The 16,998-nt window shown below is 71.2% G+C and carries 11 protein-coding genes and 2 pseudogenes; all 13 read left to right on the top strand.

Going from position 1 to position 16,998, the window contains the following annotated elements; genetic code table 11:
• Positions 1-188: 188 nt before the first annotated feature.
• The 13 genes and pseudogenes from BM536_RS24865 to BM536_RS24810 all read left to right on the top strand — a co-directional run bounded on the left by BM536_RS24865 (position 189) and on the right by BM536_RS24810 (position 16,846).
• A complete protein-coding gene (locus BM536_RS24865) occupies positions 189-1,583 on the top strand; it encodes an OFA family MFS transporter (protein WP_079275114.1) in 1,395 nt (464 codons plus the stop codon).
• A complete protein-coding gene (locus BM536_RS44950) occupies positions 1,543-1,686 on the top strand; it encodes an MFS transporter small subunit (RefSeq protein ID WP_425444673.1) in 144 nt (47 codons plus the stop codon). The genes BM536_RS24865 and BM536_RS44950 overlap by 41 nt, the downstream gene beginning before the upstream one ends.
• A 183-nt stretch (positions 1,687-1,869) precedes the next feature.
• On the top strand, positions 1,870-2,817 hold the full coding sequence (locus tag BM536_RS24860; RefSeq protein WP_073496308.1) for a beta-ketoacyl-ACP synthase III: 948 nt from the start codon (positions 1,870-1,872) through the stop codon (positions 2,815-2,817).
• Between the two features lie 151 nt (positions 2,818-2,968).
• The gene (locus tag BM536_RS24855) at positions 2,969-3,646 is read left to right on the top strand and encodes a GntR family transcriptional regulator (protein ID WP_073496306.1); all 678 of its coding nucleotides are present in this window, start codon (positions 2,969-2,971) and stop codon (positions 3,644-3,646) included.
• A 237-nt stretch (positions 3,647-3,883) separates the two neighbouring features.
• Positions 3,884-5,065: an ROK family transcriptional regulator gene (locus BM536_RS24850; RefSeq protein WP_073496304.1), complete on the top strand. Its 1,182-nt coding sequence runs from the start codon at positions 3,884-3,886 to the stop codon at positions 5,063-5,065.
• A gap of 223 nt (positions 5,066-5,288) precedes the next feature.
• Positions 5,289-6,815 (top strand): sugar ABC transporter ATP-binding protein, encoded by a 1,527-nt coding sequence (locus tag BM536_RS24845; RefSeq protein ID WP_073496302.1) that lies wholly within the window; start codon positions 5,289-5,291, stop codon positions 6,813-6,815.
• Positions 6,812-7,828, top strand: a complete 1,017-nt coding sequence (locus BM536_RS24840; protein ID WP_073496300.1) for an ABC transporter permease — start codon at positions 6,812-6,814, stop codon at positions 7,826-7,828. Before BM536_RS24845 ends, BM536_RS24840 begins: the two co-directional genes overlap by 4 nt.
• 29 nt (positions 7,829-7,857) lie before the next feature.
• Entirely contained in the window at positions 7,858-8,907 is a 1,050-nt protein-coding gene (locus BM536_RS24835) for a substrate-binding domain-containing protein (protein ID WP_425444672.1), read from the top strand.
• A 393-nt stretch (positions 8,908-9,300) separates the two neighbouring features.
• On the top strand, positions 9,301-10,536 hold the full coding sequence (locus tag BM536_RS24830; protein WP_073496314.1) for a Gfo/Idh/MocA family protein: 1,236 nt from the start codon (positions 9,301-9,303) through the stop codon (positions 10,534-10,536).
• A gap of 13 nt (positions 10,537-10,549) precedes the next feature.
• Positions 10,550-11,548 (top strand): sugar phosphate isomerase/epimerase family protein, encoded by a 999-nt coding sequence (locus BM536_RS24825; RefSeq protein ID WP_094103533.1) that lies wholly within the window; start codon positions 10,550-10,552, stop codon positions 11,546-11,548.
• A gap of 88 nt (positions 11,549-11,636) precedes the next feature.
• Positions 11,637-14,191, top strand: a pseudogene (locus BM536_RS24820) (PQQ-dependent sugar dehydrogenase).
• Between the two features lie 12 nt (positions 14,192-14,203).
• Positions 14,204-15,547 carry a ThuA domain-containing protein gene (locus BM536_RS24815; protein WP_073496297.1) on the top strand — a complete coding sequence of 448 codons (1,344 nt, stop codon included), beginning with the start codon at positions 14,204-14,206 and terminating at the stop codon, positions 15,545-15,547.
• A gap of 169 nt (positions 15,548-15,716) precedes the next feature.
• Positions 15,717-16,846 (top strand): annotated as a pseudogene (locus BM536_RS24810) (inositol-3-phosphate synthase).
• Positions 16,847-16,998: the final 152 nt, after the last annotated feature.

The following is a 16,998-nucleotide window of genomic DNA, read 5'->3' as shown; positions in this document are numbered from 1 at the left end:
GGAGGTGGAAGAGGCCGGCCGCAACCAGGCCGAATTCTGTCGACGGAATATTGTCTACAGTATGGAGGTGGGTCCAGCAAGGGTGCGCGCGCGGTCCCTACCGTTCACCGCATCCCGCATACCGTTCACCGCATACGGCGGATGCGCCGACTTTCCAACTCCCGTACGGCTGCCTACCGTCCGGGATCATGAGTCCCCCGGTCGCACCCCTGGGCTGGAGCCGCTGGCTCGTCCCGCCCGCCGCCCTCTCCGTCCACCTCTCCATCGGCCAGGCCTACGCCTGGTCCGTATTCAAGCCGCCGCTCGAATCCGCGCTCGGCCTCAGCGGCACGCAGAGCGCGCTCCCCTTCCAGCTGGCGATCGTCATGCTCGGCCTCTCCGCGGCGTTCGGCGGCACGCTCGTGGAGCGCAACGGGCCGCGCTGGGCGATGACCGTCGCCCTGATCTGCTTCTCGTCCGGCTTCCTCATCTCCGCGCTCGGCGCCGCCACCGAGCAGTACTGGCTGATCGTCCTCGGCTACGGCTTCGTCGGCGGCATCGGCCTCGGCATCGGTTACATCTCGCCCGTGTCCACACTGATCAAGTGGTTCCCGGATCGGCCCGGTATGGCCACCGGCATCGCGATCATGGGCTTCGGCGGCGGTGCGCTCATCGCCTCGCCCTGGTCGGCGCAGATGCTGGAGTCGTTCGGCTCCGACCACTCCGGGATCGCGCTGGCGTTCCTCGTCCACGGGCTGTCGTATGCCGTGTTCATGACCCTGGGCGTCCTGCTGGTGCGCGTGCCACGCCCCGCCGGGCCGGGCGCGCAGGGCGACCCCGGCGCCGCGGCGGGCGTGCAGGTCTCCGCCCGCACCGCCGTGCGCACCCCGCAGTTCTGGTGCCTGTGGGTCGTGCTCTGCATGAACGTGACCGCCGGCATCGGCATCCTGGAGAAGGCCGCCCCGATGATCACGGACTTCTTCGCCGACACCTCGACGCCCGTGTCCGTCACCGCCGCGGCGGGCTTCGTCGCCCTGCTCTCGGCCGCCAACATGGCCGGCCGCATCGGCTGGTCGTCGACCTCCGACCTCATCGGACGCAAGAACATCTACCGCGTCTACCTGGGCGTCGGCGCCCTCATGTACGCGCTGATCGCCCTGGTCGGCGACTCCTCCAAGCCCGTGTTCATCCTGTCCGCGCTGGTGATCCTCTCCTTCTACGGCGGCGGCTTCGCCACGATCCCCGCCTACCTCAAGGACCTGTTCGGGACCTACCAGGTCGGCGCCATCCACGGGCGACTGCTCACCGCCTGGTCGACGGCCGGCGTCCTGGGCCCGCTGATCGTGAACTGGATCGCCGACCGGCAGGAGGAGGCGGGCAGACACGGCTCGTCCCTCTACACCGCGTCCATGGTCATCATGATCGGGCTGCTCGTCGTCGGCTTCGTCGCCAACGAACTCGTCCGCCCCGTCCACGCCCGCCACCACCACGTCCCCGCCCCGAAGGAGGCCGCCGATGCCGCAGCCGACGCCGAAACCGGCTCCCCGACCGGTTCCGCGACCGATGTCGCAGGAGCCAGGCCCCAGCAGCCCGAATCCGCCTGACCGGCGACCGCTGACCGCCTTCGCCTGGCTGTGGGTGGGCGCACCGCTCGCCTACGGGCTGTACGAACTCGTACGGAAGGCCACGCAGCTGTTCACCGGATAGCGGGCGGGGCATCCGTCGCCGTGGCCCGACCGCCACGGCGGACGGATGTCCGGGCGGGGCGGGGATAGCGGGAAGCCGACAAGCCCGGCGCGGGTTTCCTGTCGCTTCACGTGCCCGCGTACCCGTGGGTCACTGATCAGACTGGGGGATTCCCGCTACCCAGGCAACGAGGGGGACCCCCCAATGAACGGCTCGCGCATCGCCGCCGTCGGTCACTACCAGCCCGCCAAGGTACTCACCAACGAGGACCTGGCGGAACTGGTCGACACCAATGACGAGTGGATCAGGAGCCGGGTGGGTATCCGCACGCGCCACATCGCCGGACCCGACGAGCCGGTGGACGAGCTGGCCGCGCACGCCGCCGCCAAGGCGCTCGCGGCGGCCGGTCTCACCCCCCAGGACATCGACCTGGTCCTCGTCGCCACCTCCACCGCCGTGAACCGCTCGCCCAACATGGCCGCCCGGGTCGCCGCCCGCCTCGGCATCCCGGGGCCGGCCGCGATGGACGTCAACGTGGTGTGCGCCGGGTTCACCCACGCGCTCGCCACCGCCGACCACACGGTCCGCGCGGGCGCCGCGACCCGTGCCCTGGTCATCGGCGCCGACAAGATGTCCGAGGTGACCGACTGGACCGACCGCACGACCTGCGTCCTGGTCGGCGACGGAGCGGGCGCCGCCGTGGTCGAGGCCTGCCCCGTCGGCACCGAGCCCGGGATCGGGCCCGTGCTGTGGGGGTCGGTGCCCGAGATGGGCCACGCGGTGCGCATCGAGGGGCAGCCGGCCCGGTTCGCGCAGGAGGGGCAGAGTGTCTACCGGTGGGCGACGACCCGGCTGCCGCCGCTCGCGAGGGAGGCCTGCGAGCGGGCCGGTCTCGTTCCGGAGGAGCTGGCCGCCGTGGTTCTCCACCAGGCGAACCTGCGCATCATCGAGCCTCTCGCGGCGAAGATCGGCGCCGTCAACGCCGTGGTCGCGCGTGATGTCACCGAATCGGGCAACACCTCCGCGGCGAGCATCCCGCTCGCCTTCTCCAAGCTGGTGGAGCAGGGCGCGATCACCAGTGGTGATCCGGTCCTGCTGTTCGGTTTCGGCGGCAACCTCTCGTACGCCGGGCAGGTCGTACGCTGCCCGTGACGGGCGGGTGTCGCGTATCCGGGCGACAGATGTGACGCGGTCGTCCACGCCCGGCTCTGGCTACAGTGAGCCGTAGACTGTAGACGAAAGACAATCGATACTGGCTTTCCGGCTGCCGGCGCCCGGCGCTGCCCAGGAGGGGGACCGACCGATGTTGTCGACAGGACTGCCGCAGGGTGCGGTGCCCAAGCTCGAACGCCCCGGCCCGCTGCGCGAGCGCGTGTACGAGGCCCTGCTCGAACTCATCACCACCCGCGCTCTCCAGCCCGGCCAGCACCTCGTCGAGAGCGAACTCGCCGGTCACCTCGGCGTCTCCCGGCAGCCGGTGCGCGAGGCGTTGCAGCGGCTGAACACCGAGGGCTGGGTCGATCTGCGACCTGCCCAGGGCGCGTTCGTGCACGAGCCGACCGAAGAGGAGGCCGACCAACTCCTCACCGTCCGTACGCTGTTGGAGGCAGAGGCGGCCCGGCTCGCGGCCGCGAACGCCGACAAGGCGGGTCTCGACGCTCTGTACGATCTCCAGGCGCAGGGCATGCTGGCGGTGGCCTCCGACGACGTGGACCGGGCCGTCCTCCTCAACGCCACGTTCCACGCGAAGATCATGGAGCTGGCGGGCAACGCGGTCCTCGCCGAGCTGGCGGGACAGGTCGACCGGCGTGTGCGCTGGTACTACACGCCCATCGCCCGACAGCGCGGTCACCAGTCCTGGATCGAACACCGGGACCTGATCGCCGCGATCGCGGAAGGCGACGAGCAGCGCGCCACCCAGCTCATGCGCGAACACACCGAACACACGCGCCGCTCGTACCACGCCCGCCAGAGGGCGTAACCCGGCGCCGAACCGTCACCGGCACCGCTCTCGCCACCTCTGCCGCCGCTCCGCCGCCACTCACCCGTGCCCTGCGTGCCCTCGACGCGCCGCAGGGCACTTCTTTGTCCTGTGAGTGGAGAAAGTTGACGGCAATCCGTGCACGACTTCTTCCCACTCCCGGCAACCGCTGCTACGTTCCCCTCGAAAGCACGACAGCAGGCGGCCGATCGAGACGGGGAGGGGTTCGTGAGGCGCATGACGGCACGACCCGCGAACGCCCACCAGGCCCGGCTGCTGCGGCTGTTGCGTGACGGAGGTCCCAACTCCCGCGCCCAGCTGGGCGACCAGGTCGACCTGTCACGGTCCAAGCTGGCCGTGGAGGTGGACCGGCTGCTGGAGACGGGGCTGGTCGTGGCCGACGGACTCGCCGCCTCGCGTGGTGGCCGCCGCTCCCACAACGTCCGGCTCAATCCCCAACTCCGTTTCCTCGGTGTCGACATCGGCGCGACCTCGGTCGACGTCGCCGTCACCAACGCCGAACTGGAGACGCTCGGACACCTCAACCAGCCCCTCGACGTACGGGAGGGTCCGGTCGCGGTCTTCGAGCAGGTGCTCGCCATGGCCGCGAAGCTCAAGGCGACGGGACTCGCCGAGGGCTTCGACGGCGCCGGCATCGGCGTCCCCGGCCCGGTCCGCTTCCCCGAGGGCGTACCGGTCGCGCCGCCGATCATGCCCGGCTGGGACGGCTTCCCCGTGCGGGAGGCGCTCAGCCAGGAACTCGGCTGCCCGGTCATGGTCGACAACGACGTGAACCTCATGGCGATGGGTGAGCAGCACGCGGGTGTCGCCCGCACCGTCGCCGACTTCCTCTGCGTCAAGATCGGCACCGGTATCGGCTGCGGCATCGTCGTCGGCGGCCAGGTCTACCGCGGTACCACCGGCAGCGCGGGCGACATCGGGCACATCCAGGCCGTGCCCGACGGCCGCCCCTGCGCCTGCGGCAACCGCGGTTGCCTGGAGGCCTACTTCAGCGGCGCGGCCCTGGCCCGCGATGCCATGGACGCCGCCCAGCAGGGGCTTTCGGCGGAACTCGCGGCACGGCTGGCGACGAACGGCGGCCTCACCGCCGTCGACGTGGCCGCCGCGGCAGCCGCGGGCGACGCCACCTCCCTGGACCTGATCCGCGAGGGCGGCAACCGCGTCGGCCAGGTCATCGCCGGGCTCGTCTCGTTCTTCAACCCCGGCCTGGTGGTGATCGGCGGCGGGGTGACCGGCCTCGGCCACACCCTGCTCGCCGCCATCCGCACCCAGGTCTACCGCCAGTCGCTTCCGCTGGCGACCGGCAACCTCCCCATCGTGCTCGGCGAGTTGGGCCCCACCGCCGGCGTCATCGGCGCGGCCCGCCTGATCAGCGACCACCTGTTCTCTCCCGCGTAGCCACCCTGCTCGTCCCGGCGACCCGTACCCACCCGCGTAGCCACCGTTCGTACCGGCCGATCCACCTCAGTCCTCTCACGAACCTCCACCGCCCTTCGTAGGGCACCGCCGTCCCAGCGCACTGCTCCGCCCTGCCCTGCTCCACCCCGCTCCACCCCAAGAGCGTCCGATTCCTGGCGTTCTGCCCTGACTCCGGCCCGCACGCCCGCCGAGGGGAACCCACATGGCACCAGTACCACCGCTGCTCAGCATGTCCGGCATCACCAAGTCGTTCCCCGGCGTCCGGGCCCTGGACGGCGTCGACCTCGACGTCCAGGCCGGTGAAGTGCACTGCCTGCTCGGCCAGAACGGGGCCGGCAAGTCGACCCTGATCAAGGTTCTGGCGGGAGCCCACCAGCCCGACGGCGGCACCATCCGCTGGCGGGGCGAACCCGTCGTCCTGCGCTCGCCGATCGCCGCCATGCGTCTCGGCATCGCCACCATCTACCAGGAACTCGACCTGGTGGAACACCTGTCGGTGGCGGAGAACGTCCACCTCGGCCACGAACCCACGGCCGCCGGTTTCGTCGTCCGCCGAAGGCTGGCCCGTCAGTCGACCTCGGCCCTGCTCAAGCGACTCGGGCACGCCGAGATCGATCCCGCCCGCCTGGTGGGCGAGCTGTCCGCGGCTCAGCAACAGGTGGTGTCCATGGCGCGGGCCCTGTCCCACGACGTCCGGCTGATCGTGATGGACGAACCGTCCGCCGCCCTCGACCCCGACGAGGTCGACAACCTCTTCCGGATCGTCGGCGACCTCACGGCGGACGGCGTCGCGGTCGTCTACATCTCCCACCGCCTGGAGGAGATCCGCCGCATCGGCGACCGCGTCACCGTGCTCAAGGACGGCCGGGCGGTGGCCGGCGGGCTGCCCGCGAAGACGACTCCCACCCGCGAGGTCGTCGCCCTGATGACGGGCCGCAACGTCGGGTACGTCTTTCCCGAGCGACCGGCGGACGGCGTGCCGCCGACCGGCGCGAAGCCCCTGCTGGAGGTGCGCGGACTGGCCAGGGAGGGCGAGTTCGAACCGATCGACCTCGACCTGCGGCCGGGGGAGATCGTCGGCCTGGCCGGGCTGGTCGGCTCCGGACGCTCCGAGATCCTGGAGACGATCTACGGCGCACGCAAGCCCACCGCCGGCCAAGTCCTGGTGGACGGGCGGCCGTTGAGGCCGGGCAGCGTGCGGGCCGCCGTACGCGCCGGGCTGGGTCTCGCCCCCGAGGAGCGCAAAGCCCAGGCCCTGCTGATGCTGGAGTCCGTCACCCGCAACGTCTCCGTCTCCACCCTCTCCCGCTTCTCACGCGCCGGCTGGATCGACCGCGGTGCCGAACAGGGCGCCGCCCGCGCCGCGACCCGCGAACTGTCCCTGCGACCCGACAACCCGTCCGTGCCGGTCCGGACCCTGTCCGGCGGCAACCAGCAGAAGGCCGTCCTGGCCCGCTGGCTGCTGCGGGGCTGCCGCGTCCTGCTGCTCGACGAGCCCACTCGCGGGGTCGACGTCGGCGCCCGCGCCGAACTGTATGCGGTCGTCCGTCGGCTGGCCGACGAAGGCCTCGCCGTGCTCATGGTCTCCAGCGAGGTGCCGGAGGTCCTCGGCCTCGCCGACCGCGTCCTGGTCCTCCGCGAGGGACGCGTGGTCCACACCGCACCCGCCCGCGAGCTGGACGAACACCGTGTACTCGACCTCGTCATGGAAGGAAGTCCGGCGTCATGACGCAGCCCGTCTCCCCGCCGCGGGGCAGCACCGACAAGGTGCCCCAGGCCCAACTCCCCGCCTGGCACGGCCTCGTGGCCCGTGCCGACATCCGCACCCTCTCCCTGCTCGGCGTCCTCGCCGCACTCGTCGTGATCGGCGGCATCACCAAGCCCGACGAGTTCCTCGACACCCGAAACCTGCAACTCGTCCTCACGCAGGGCTCGGTGATCGGTGTCGTCACGGTCGGCATGACCTTCGTCATCACCTCCGGCGGCATCGACCTCTCGGTCGGAGCGATCGTCGCCCTCGCCTCCGTCTGGGCGACCACACTCGCCACCCAGGAGTACGGTTTCGGCGGCATCCTCTTCACCTCCGTCCTCGTCGGCCTCGGCTGCGGCCTGGTCAACGGCCTGCTCATCGCCTACGGAGGCATGGTCCCGTTCATCGCCACCCTCGCGATGCTCGCCTCCGCCCGCGGACTCGCCCTGCAGATCACCGACGGCAAGACACAGATCGTCACCTCCGAGAGCATCCTCGACCTCGGCGAGCGTGACTCCTACGTCCTCGGCGTGCCGCCCCTCGTCATGGTCTTCGCAGTCGTGACGATCATCGGCTGGCTGGTGCTGAACCGCACCACCTTCGGCCGGCGCACCGTCGCCGTCGGCGGCAACGCGGAGGCCGCCCGCCTCGCCGGCATCGACGTACGCCGCCAGCGGCTGTACCTCTACCTGCTGTCCGGGTTGTGCTGCGGCATCGCCGCCTTCCTGTTGATCATCCTGTCCGGATCGGGTCAGAACACCAACGGCAACCTCTACGAACTCGACGCCATCGCCGCCGCGATCATCGGCGGCACCCTGCTCAGCGGAGGGCGCGGCACCATCGTCGGCTCCGTGCTGGGCGTCCTGATCTTCACCACGATCACCAACATCTTCGCCCTGAACAACCTGCAGAGCGACGTCCAGCAGATCGCCAAGGGCGCGATCATCGTCGCCGCCGTGCTGGTCCAGCGCCGTACCGCGAGCACGACCTGAGGAAAGGGTTCACCGCCATGCCAGAGCCGATGAGATTTCCGAGCCGCTTCGCCAGCCGCCGAGGTCTGCTCCTCGGGACCGCCGCCGTCTCGGCCGGCGCCCTGCTGACCGGTTGCACGAGCAATGGCCCCAAGGACGAGGAGCCCGCCGCCGACACCCGGCCGGCCGCCGACGACAAGCCCGGCAAGCAGGTCACCATCGGCTTCGCCGGACCCCAGGCCGACCACGGCTGGCTCAACGCCATCAATGACAACGCCAAGAACCGGGCCGAGAAGTACTCCGACGTCACCCTGGAGATCACCGAGGGTTCGAACGACACCGCTCAGCAGATCGGCCAGATCGAGACCCTCATCAACAAGAAGGTCGACGTGCTGGTCGTCCTGCCCGCCGACGGCAAGGCCCTCACCCAGGTCGGTCTCCAGGCGATGCGCGCGGGCATCCCGGTCGTCAACCTCGACCGGATCTTCAACACCCCCCAGGCGTACCGTTGTTGGATCGGCGGCGACAACTACGGCATGGGCCTCAGTGCCGGCCACTACATCGGCGAGAAGCTCAAGGGCAAGTCCGACGCCCGGGTCATCGAACTCGCCGGCCTGGACAACCTGGAACTCACCAAGCAGCGCACCCAGGGCTTCGACGACGCGCTGAAGAACTATCCCAACATCAAGAAGGTGGCCCGTCAGGCCGCCGACTTCACGGTCGAGTCCGGGCAGGCGAAGATGGCCCAACTCCTCCAGGCACAGTCGAAGTTCGACGCGCTGTGGAACCACGACGACGACCAGGGCGTAGGCGCGTTGCGCGCCATCGAACAGGCCGGCCGCGACGACTTCATGATGGTCGGCGGCGCGGGTGCCCTCTCCGCCTTCCAGGCGATCAAGCAGGACAACGGCGTCCTCAAGGCCACCGTCCTCTACCCGCCCACCATGGCCGCCTCCGCCATCGACCTCGCCCGTGCCCTCGGGCAGAGCAAGGGTGTCGGCGGCCTCGCCGAGTACGAGATCCCCGCCTCGATCACCCTCTACTCGGCGGTGGTCGACAAGGAGAACGTCGACCAGTACATGTCCACCGGCTTCCGGTGAGACACGGGCTCCGCCCGGCCGGCCGGCCGACCCGCGCCGGTCACCGGGCGGAGGCCACCGGGGCGCGCCGGTGACCGGGGAACCGCTTCCACCCCCCGCTTCCACCCCGTTTCCGCCTCGACTCCCGCCGGCTCCCGCCGGGCGCACGCCGTCGGCTCCCGGCAGCGGTGCGCGGCGCAGTGATACGCGCCCCAGGGGGTGCGGCGGACCGGGACGCATGCGGGGGAGAGGGGCGTGTCCCGGCGGGGCGGTGCGTGCGACAGCGGGCCGTACCGGGGTGCGGACCGACGAGCGACCCGACCGGTGAGGCGTCCCCACCGACGGCCCGACCCGAGCCGCCCGCCCGGCAGGCCCCACCCCCCACCGTGCCACGACGACGAGGAGGACACCTGCATGGAACAGCCGCAGCAGTCAGCGGGCCCGGAGGAGGCCGGCGCGGAGGCCGGCAAGCCCCCGCTCCGCGTCGGCATGGTCGGCTACGCCTTCATGGGCGCCGCCCACTCCCAGGGCTGGCGCACCGCGGGCCGCGTCTTCGACCTGCCCCTGCGCCCGGTGCTCACCGCGCTCTGCGGCCGCGACGCCGCCGCCGTCCGCGCGGCGGCCGACCGGCACGGCTGGGCGACGACCGAGACCGACTGGCGGGCGCTGATCGCACGCGACGACGTGGACCTGGTCGACATCTGCACACCCGGCGACAGTCACGCCGAGATCGCGCTCGCCGCGCTGGCCGCCGGCAAGCACGTCCTGTGCGAGAAGCCGCTGGCGAACACGGTCGAGGAAGCCGAGACCATGGCGCACGCTGCCGAAACCGCTTTCACGACACGCGGTCGGCTGGCTATGGTCGGCTTCAACTACCGCAGGGTCCCCGCCACCGCGCTGGCCCGGCGCATGGTGGCCGAGGGGCGGCTCGGCCCGCTGCGGCACGTCCGGGTGACGTACCTCCAGGACTGGCTCAACGACCCGGAGTTCCCGCTGACCTGGCGGATGCGCAAGGAGCTGGCGGGCTCCGGCTCCCTCGGCGACCTCGGCGCGCACATCGTCGACCTCGCACAACACCTGGTGGGGGAGCGGCTGGCCGGGGTCTCCGCGCTCACCGAGACCTTCGTGCGACAGCGGCCGCTGCCCGGCGGGCCGAGCAGCGGCCTGGCCGGGGCCACCGGTGGGGCAGCCCACGGCACCGGCACGGTCACCGTCGACGACGCCGCCGTGTTCACCGGCCGCTTCACCTCCGGCGCCCTCGCCTCCTTCGAGGCGACCCGCTACGCCACCGGCCGCAAGAACGCCCTGCGCCTCGAACTCAACGGGGAGCGCGGCTCGTTGGCCTTCGACCTGGAACGCCTCAACGAACTGTGGTTCCACGACGCCACCGAGCCCGCCGTCCACGCCGGCTTCCGCCGCATCCTCGTCACCGAGCCGGACCACCCCTACCTGGACGGCTGGTGGCCACCCGGCCACGGCCTCGGCTACGAGCACACCTTCGTGCACCAGGCGCGCGACCTCGTCCACGCCATCGCCGAGGGCCGGGTGCCGGAACCCTCCTTCGCGGAGGGACTCCAGGTCCAGCGCGTCCTCGCGGCCGTCGAGGAGAGCGCCGAGAAGAACTCCGTCTACACCCCGATCGCCGACTGAGGAGGCTCGCAGCATGCCCCGCAGATTCACACTCTTCACCGGCCAGTGGGCTGACCTTCCCCTGGAGGAGGTCTGCCGCCTCGCCCGCGACTTCGGCTACGACGGTCTCGAACTCGCCTGCTGGGGCGATCACTTCGAGGTCGACAAGGCCCTGGCCGACCCGACGTACCTCGATTCCAGGCGGGCCCTGCTCGACAAGTACGGCCTGCGCTGCTGGGCCGTCTCCAACCACCTCGTCGGCCAGGCGGTCTGCGACGCCATCATCGACGAACGCCACCAGGCCATCCTGCCCGCCCGGATCTGGGGCGACGGCGAACCGGAGGGCGTCCGGCGACGGGCCGCCGCCGAGATCGCCGACACCGCCCGCGCGGCGGCCGCGTTCGGCGTCGACACCGTCATCGGCTTCACCGGCTCCGCCATCTGGCACCTGGTCGCCATGTTCCCGCCCGCCCCGGAAACCATGATCGATCGTGGTTACGAGGATTTCGCCGAGCGCTGGAACCCGATCCTCGACGTCTTCGACGCGGAGGGCGTGCGGTTCGCGCACGAGGTCCACCCGAGCGAGATCGCCTACGACTACTGGACGACCGTACGCACACTGGACGCGGTCGACCGTCGACCGGCTTTCGGCCTGAACTTCGACCCCAGCCACTTCGTGTGGCAGGACCTCGACCCGGTCGGCTTCCTGTGGGACTTCCGCGACCGCATCTACCACGTGGACTGCAAGGAGGCCCGCAAGCGCCTCGACGGCCGCAACGGCCGCCTCGGCTCCCACCTGCCCTGGGGCGACCCGCGCCGCGGCTGGGACTTCGTGTCAGCCGGCCACGGCGACGTCCCCTGGGAGGACGTCTTCCGGATGCTGCGCTCGATCGACTACCGCGGCCCGGTCTCGGTGGAGTGGGAGGACGCCGGCATGGACCGGCTCCAGGGCGCCCCCGAGGCACTGAGACACCTCAAGGCCTACGACTTCGAGCCGCCGTCGGCCTCCTTCGACGCGGCGTTCGGCAACTGATCCCAGGCTCATCACCGGTCTTCCGGGATGACGGCGCATCCCGGCGCAAGCACCCGCACGTACATCCGGCCCCACCCTGGAGGCACCCGTGCACGGGAACGATCGCACCACCCGCACCACCGGCACCGGCAGACACCAGACCCGCAGACGACGTCCCTCGCTGCACAGGGCGATCGCCCTGTTCGGCGGCGCCCTGCTGGCCGGGGCGTCACTCGGCCTCACCGCACCCCAGGCCGGCGCAGCCGTCGCCGGCCGGGAAGCCCCCACCTCGGTCTCGGCCCCGACCTCGGTCTCGGCCCCGACCTCGGCCGTCGCCGCGGAGGACTTCCAGCAGGTCACCCTCGCCAAGGGTGAGGCGGAGGTCGGCGAGCCCATGTCGCTCGCCGTCCTCCCCGACCGCTCCGTCCTGCACACCTCGCGCGACGGCGAACTGCGCCTCACCGACGCCGCCGGCAACACCCGCCTGGCGGGCAAGCTCGCCGTGTACTCCCACGACGAGGAAGGCCTCCAAGGCATCGGCGTCGACCCGCAGTTCAGCACCAACCGCTTCATCTACCTGTACTACGCTCCCCCGTTGGACACCCCGGCCGGAGACGCCCCCGAGACCGGGACGGCCGCCGACTTCGCGCCCTTCGACGGCGTCAACCGGCTCTCCCGGTTCGTCCTGAGGACCGACGGAACCCTGGACACCGCCAGCGAGACGAAGATCCTCGACGTGCCGGCCTCCCGCGGGCTGTGCTGCCACGTCGGCGGCGACATCGACTTCGACGCGGCGGGCAACCTGTACCTGTCGACGGGTGACGACACCAACCCCTTCCAGTCGGACGGCTTCACGCCCATCGACGACCGCCCGAACCGCAACCCCGCCTTCGACGCCCGGCGTTCGTCGGGCAACACCAACGACCTGCGCGGCAAGATCCTGCGCATCAAGGTGAACGCCGACGGTTCGTACACGGTCCCCGACGGGAACCTCTTCGCACCCGGCACGGACAGGACGCGGCCCGAGATCTACGCGATGGGTTTCCGCAACCCGTTCCGGTTCAGCGTCGACAGGGAGACGGGCATCCTCTACGTCGGCGACTACGGCCCGGACGCCGGGTCCGCCGACCCGGCCCGCGGCCCCGCCGGACAGGTGGAGTTCGCACGTGTCACCCGCCCCGGAAACTTCGGGTGGCCGTTCTGCACGGGCGACAACGACCCGTACATCGCCTACGACTTCGCGACCGGAGTATCCGGTGAGCCGTTCGACTGCGCCGCCCCGAAGAACACCTCGCCCCACAACACCGGCCTCACCGACCTGCCGCCGGCCCAGCCCGCCTGGATCCCGTACGACGGCGGTTCGCTGCCCGAGTTCGGCAGCGGCTCGGAGTCGCCGATGGGCGGCCCGGTCTACCACTACGACCCGGCGCTCGACTCACCCGTGAAGTTCCCCGAGGCCTACGACGGCGACTTCTTCGCCGGGGAGTTCGGCCGCCGCTGGATCAAGCGGATCACCAGCGACGCCGACGGCACGGTGCAGGCGATCAACGACGTACCGTGGACCGGCACCCAGATCATGGACATGACCTTCGGTCCCGACGGCGCGCTGTACGTCCTCGACTACGGCGTCTCCTGGTTCGGCGGCGACGAGCACTCCGCCCTGTACCGCATCGAGAACGCCACCGACGGCCACTCCCCCGTCGCCCGGGCGACGGCCGACCGCACCTCTGGCCAGGCGCCGCTCAGGGTGCGCTTCTCCTCCGCCGGCACGACGGACCAGGACGGTGACGCGCTCACGTACAGCTGGGACTTCGGCGACGGTGCCACCTCCACCGCGACCGATCCCACGCACCGCTACCGGAAGAACGGCACCTACACCGCCACGCTCACCGCGAAGGACCCGAGCGGACGCACCGGAAGCGCGAGCGTGCAGGTGGTCGTCGGCAACACCGCACCCAAGGTCACCCTCGAACTCCCGCGGACGGGCAGCTGTTCAGCTTCGGCGACGCCATCCCGTTCAAGGTGCGCGTCACCGACCCGGAGGACCGCACGATCGACTGCTCGAAGGTCAAGGTCACCTTCGTCCTCGGCCACGACAGTCACGGCCACCCCGTCACCTCGGCGAACGGCTGCACCGGCACCGTCCAGACCAGCGCCGACGGCGGCCATGACGACGACGCCAACATCTTCGGCGTGTTCGACGCCGAGTACACCGACGGCGGAGGCGGCGGCCAGGCGGCGCTCACCACCCACGACCAGAACCTGCTCCAGCCCCGCCACCGTCAGGCCGAGCACTTCGGGGACTCCTCCGGCGTCACGGTGACCACCCGCGAATCGGCGCACGGCGGCCGGACGGTCGGCGCGATCTCCTCCGGCGACTGGATCTCCTTCACGCCGTACGTCCTCGCCGACGCCAAGAAGCTCACCGCCCGCGTCTCGTCCGCCGGGTCCGGCGGAACCCTCGAGGTCCGCGCCGGCTCGCCCACCGGCACCCTGCTGGGCAGGGCGACCGTGCCGGCCACCGGCGGCTGGGACACCTACCAGGACGTCAGCGCCGGCCTGTCCCGCGCCCCGAGGGGCACGACCACCCTCCACCTCGTCTTCAAGGGGAGCGGTTCGGGAGCCCTCTACGAGCTGGACGACTTCACCTTCACCACAGGCTGAGAGGAGGCTCTCATGCGCTCAACCGGCCGACTGGCCACGTCACTTGCGGGAGCCGCCCTGCTTCTCGGCGGTTTCACCCCGCCCGCCGTCCCGCACGCCCCGTCCACCGCGGACGCACGCGTGCTGGTCTTCTCCAAGACGGCAGGCTTCCGGCACGACTCGATCCCCGACGGCATCACCGCGCTCAAGGAGTCGGGCGGAACCGCGGGCTTCGCCGTCGACGCCACCGAGGACGCGGGCGCCTTCACGCCCACGAACCTGCGGCGCTACGACGCGGTGGTGTTCCTCTCGACCACCGGAGACGTCCTCGACGACACCCAGCAGCGCGCCTTCGAGGACTACATCCACCGCGGTGGTGGCTACGTCGGCATCCACGCGGCAGCCGACACCGAGTACGACTGGCCCTTCTACGGCGGCCTCGCCGGCGCCTACTTCGAGTCCCACCCGGCGATCCAGCCGGCCACCGTCGACGTCGAGGACCACGCCCACCCGGCGACCTCGGACCTCCCGCGGTCCTGGATCCGCACCGACGAGTGGTACAACTACCGCTCCAACCCCCGCGACCGGGCGCACGTCCTGGCCTCGCTCGACGAGTCCTCCTACTCCGGCGGCACCATGCGGGGCGACCATCCGATCGCCTGGTGCCAGGACTACCAGGGCGGCCGCGCCTTCTACACCGGCGGCGGGCACACGAAGGAGTCCTACGCGGATCCGGTATTCCGTAGACACCTGGTCGGCGGAATCCTGTATGCGGTCGGCGAGACCCAGGCCGACTGCCGACCGGAGAACGGATACCGTCCACTCTTCGACGGCAGCTCACTGGACGGCTGGCGGCAGGCCGGCCCCGGCTCCTTCACCCTCGACGACGACGGCACCCTCACGTCGTCGGGCGGGATGGGCCTGCTCTGGCACGCGACCTCGGGCTTCTCCTCGTACTCCCTGAAGCTCGACTGGAGGATGGCGAGCGCTTCCGGCGACGACAACTCCGGTGTGTTCGTCGGCTTCCCGCCCTCCGACGACCCCTGGTCGGCGGTGAACAACGGCTACGAGATCCAGATCGACGCCACCGACGTACCCGAGAGGACCACGGGGTCCGTCTACGGCTTCCGGTCCGCCGACCTGAAGAAGCGCGACCGTGCGCTGAACCCGCCGGGGGAGTGGAACACGTACGAGATCCGCGTCGAGGGCGAACGTCTGCGCGTGTGGCTCAACGGCGTGAAGATCAACGATTTCACCAACACCGATCCGACCCGGAGTCTGCGCGACGGTCACCTCGGTCTCCAGAACCACGGAGCCGACGACCAGGTGTCCTTCCGCGACGTCCGGATCAAGGAACTGCCCGTCAAGGGCTCCTGAACGGCGGCGGGCGGAGGACGCCGGACCTCCGCCCGCCGTCACCACCGCTGCCTTCTGCATGCTTCTTCGCCGCTCGCCGCTCGCTACACCCTCGGTGCTCCCCCCCGGCGCTCACCTCTCCGCGCTCACCTCTCCGCGCCCAGCTTCGCGCACGACAAGGAGGCCGCTCATGTCCGCGCCCCGCCAACTCCCCCCTCGTATCGGCGTCTGGCTGATCGGGGCCCGCGGCTCCGTCGCCACCACCGTCGTGGCGGGTTGCGCCGCCCTGACCGCCGGACTGCGCCCGCCGACGGGCCTGGTCACCGAGACCCCCGCCTTCGCCGACAGCCGACTGCCGCCCTGTCCTCCCTCGTCTTCGGCGGACACGACACACTGGACTGCCCGCTGCCCAAGCGCGCCGAACAACTCGCCGCCGGCGGCGTCCTCCCGCCCGGCCTGCCGGCCGCCGTCGAGGCCGAACTCGACGCCGCCGAGGGGGAGATCAGGCCGGGCGGCCCCCTCCCGGGGGAGACCCGCGACGAGGAACAGCTGATCGCCGCCTTCGCCACGGACATGCGCGACTTCGTGCGACGGAACGGACTGGCCCGCGCGGTCGTGGTGAACGTCGCCTCCACCGAACCCGCCCCCACCGGACCGGCCCTGCCCGCCAGCTCGCTCTACGCAGCGGCGGCCCTGCGCGCCGGCTGCCCCTACGTCAACTTCACGCCCTCGACCGGCCTGCACCACCCCGACCTGGCCACCCTCACCGCGTCGAGCGGTCTGCCGTACGCAGGGCGCGACGGAAAGACCGGGCAGACGTTGCTGCGGTCCGTCCTCGGGCCGATGTTCGCCCAGCGGGCCCTCGCGGTGCGGGCCTGGTCCGGCACCAATCTGCTGGGCGGCGGCGACGGAGCCGCCCTGGCCGACCCGGCGGCCGCCGCCGCCAAGAACGCCGGCAAGGAACGCGTTCTCGCCGACACCCTCGGCACGGTCCCCGAGGGCCAGGTGCACATCGACGACGTGCCCGCCCTCGGCGACTGGAAGACCGCCTGGGACCACATCGCCTTCGACGGTTTCCTCGGCACCCGCATGATCCTCCAGACCATCTGGCAGGGCTGCGACTCGGCTCTCGCCGCCCCGCTCGTCCTGGACCTGGCCCGTCTCCTCGCCCGCGCCCACGAGCGGGGTCTGTCGGGCCCCCGCCCCGAACTCGCCTTCTTCTTCAAGGACCCCGTGGGAGACGCACCGGCGTCCCTGGCGGAGCAGTACGCGGAACTGGAGAGCTTCGCCCGACGGCTGAGCGAGGAGGACGGACGGTGAGCGGGGGAGACGCGGTGGGCGCAGGAGAGACGGTGGGTGCGGGACAGGCGGTGGGCAAAGGACAGGTGGTGGGTGCGGGACAGGTGGTGGGTGCGGGACAGGCGGTGGGCGCAGGGCAGCGGTGGGCGCAGGGCAGGTGGCGAGCAATGGGC

Source organism: Streptomyces phaeoluteigriseus (assembly GCF_001896135.2).
Taxonomy (GTDB): domain Bacteria; phylum Actinomycetota; class Actinomycetes; order Streptomycetales; family Streptomycetaceae; genus Streptomyces; species Streptomyces phaeoluteigriseus.
This window is presented reverse-complemented; position numbering and strand designations above follow the sequence as displayed.

Bases quoted from the DNA above. Each gene is read 5' to 3' on its own strand.
- BM536_RS24850 (WP_073496304.1), top strand. From the start codon at position 3,884: ATGACGGCACGACCCGCGAACGCCCACCAGGCCCGGCTGCTGCGGCTG.
- BM536_RS24815 (WP_073496297.1), top strand. From the start codon at position 14,204: ATGCGCTCAACCGGCCGACTGGCCACGTCACTTGCGGGAGCCGCCCTG.
- BM536_RS44950 (WP_425444673.1), top strand. From the start codon at position 1,543: ATGTCGCAGGAGCCAGGCCCCAGCAGCCCGAATCCGCCTGACCGGCGA.
- BM536_RS24855 (WP_073496306.1), top strand. From the start codon at position 2,969: ATGTTGTCGACAGGACTGCCGCAGGGTGCGGTGCCCAAGCTCGAACGC.
- BM536_RS24835 (WP_425444672.1), top strand. From the start codon at position 7,858: ATGAGATTTCCGAGCCGCTTCGCCAGCCGCCGAGGTCTGCTCCTCGGG.
- BM536_RS24825 (WP_094103533.1), top strand. From the start codon at position 10,550: ATGCCCCGCAGATTCACACTCTTCACCGGCCAGTGGGCTGACCTTCCC.
- BM536_RS24845 (WP_073496302.1), top strand. From the start codon at position 5,289: ATGGCACCAGTACCACCGCTGCTCAGCATGTCCGGCATCACCAAGTCG.
- BM536_RS24865 (WP_079275114.1), top strand. From the start codon at position 189: ATGAGTCCCCCGGTCGCACCCCTGGGCTGGAGCCGCTGGCTCGTCCCG.
- BM536_RS24860 (WP_073496308.1), top strand. From the start codon at position 1,870: ATGAACGGCTCGCGCATCGCCGCCGTCGGTCACTACCAGCCCGCCAAG.
- BM536_RS24830 (WP_073496314.1), top strand. From the start codon at position 9,301: ATGGAACAGCCGCAGCAGTCAGCGGGCCCGGAGGAGGCCGGCGCGGAG.
- BM536_RS24840 (WP_073496300.1), top strand. From the start codon at position 6,812: ATGACGCAGCCCGTCTCCCCGCCGCGGGGCAGCACCGACAAGGTGCCC.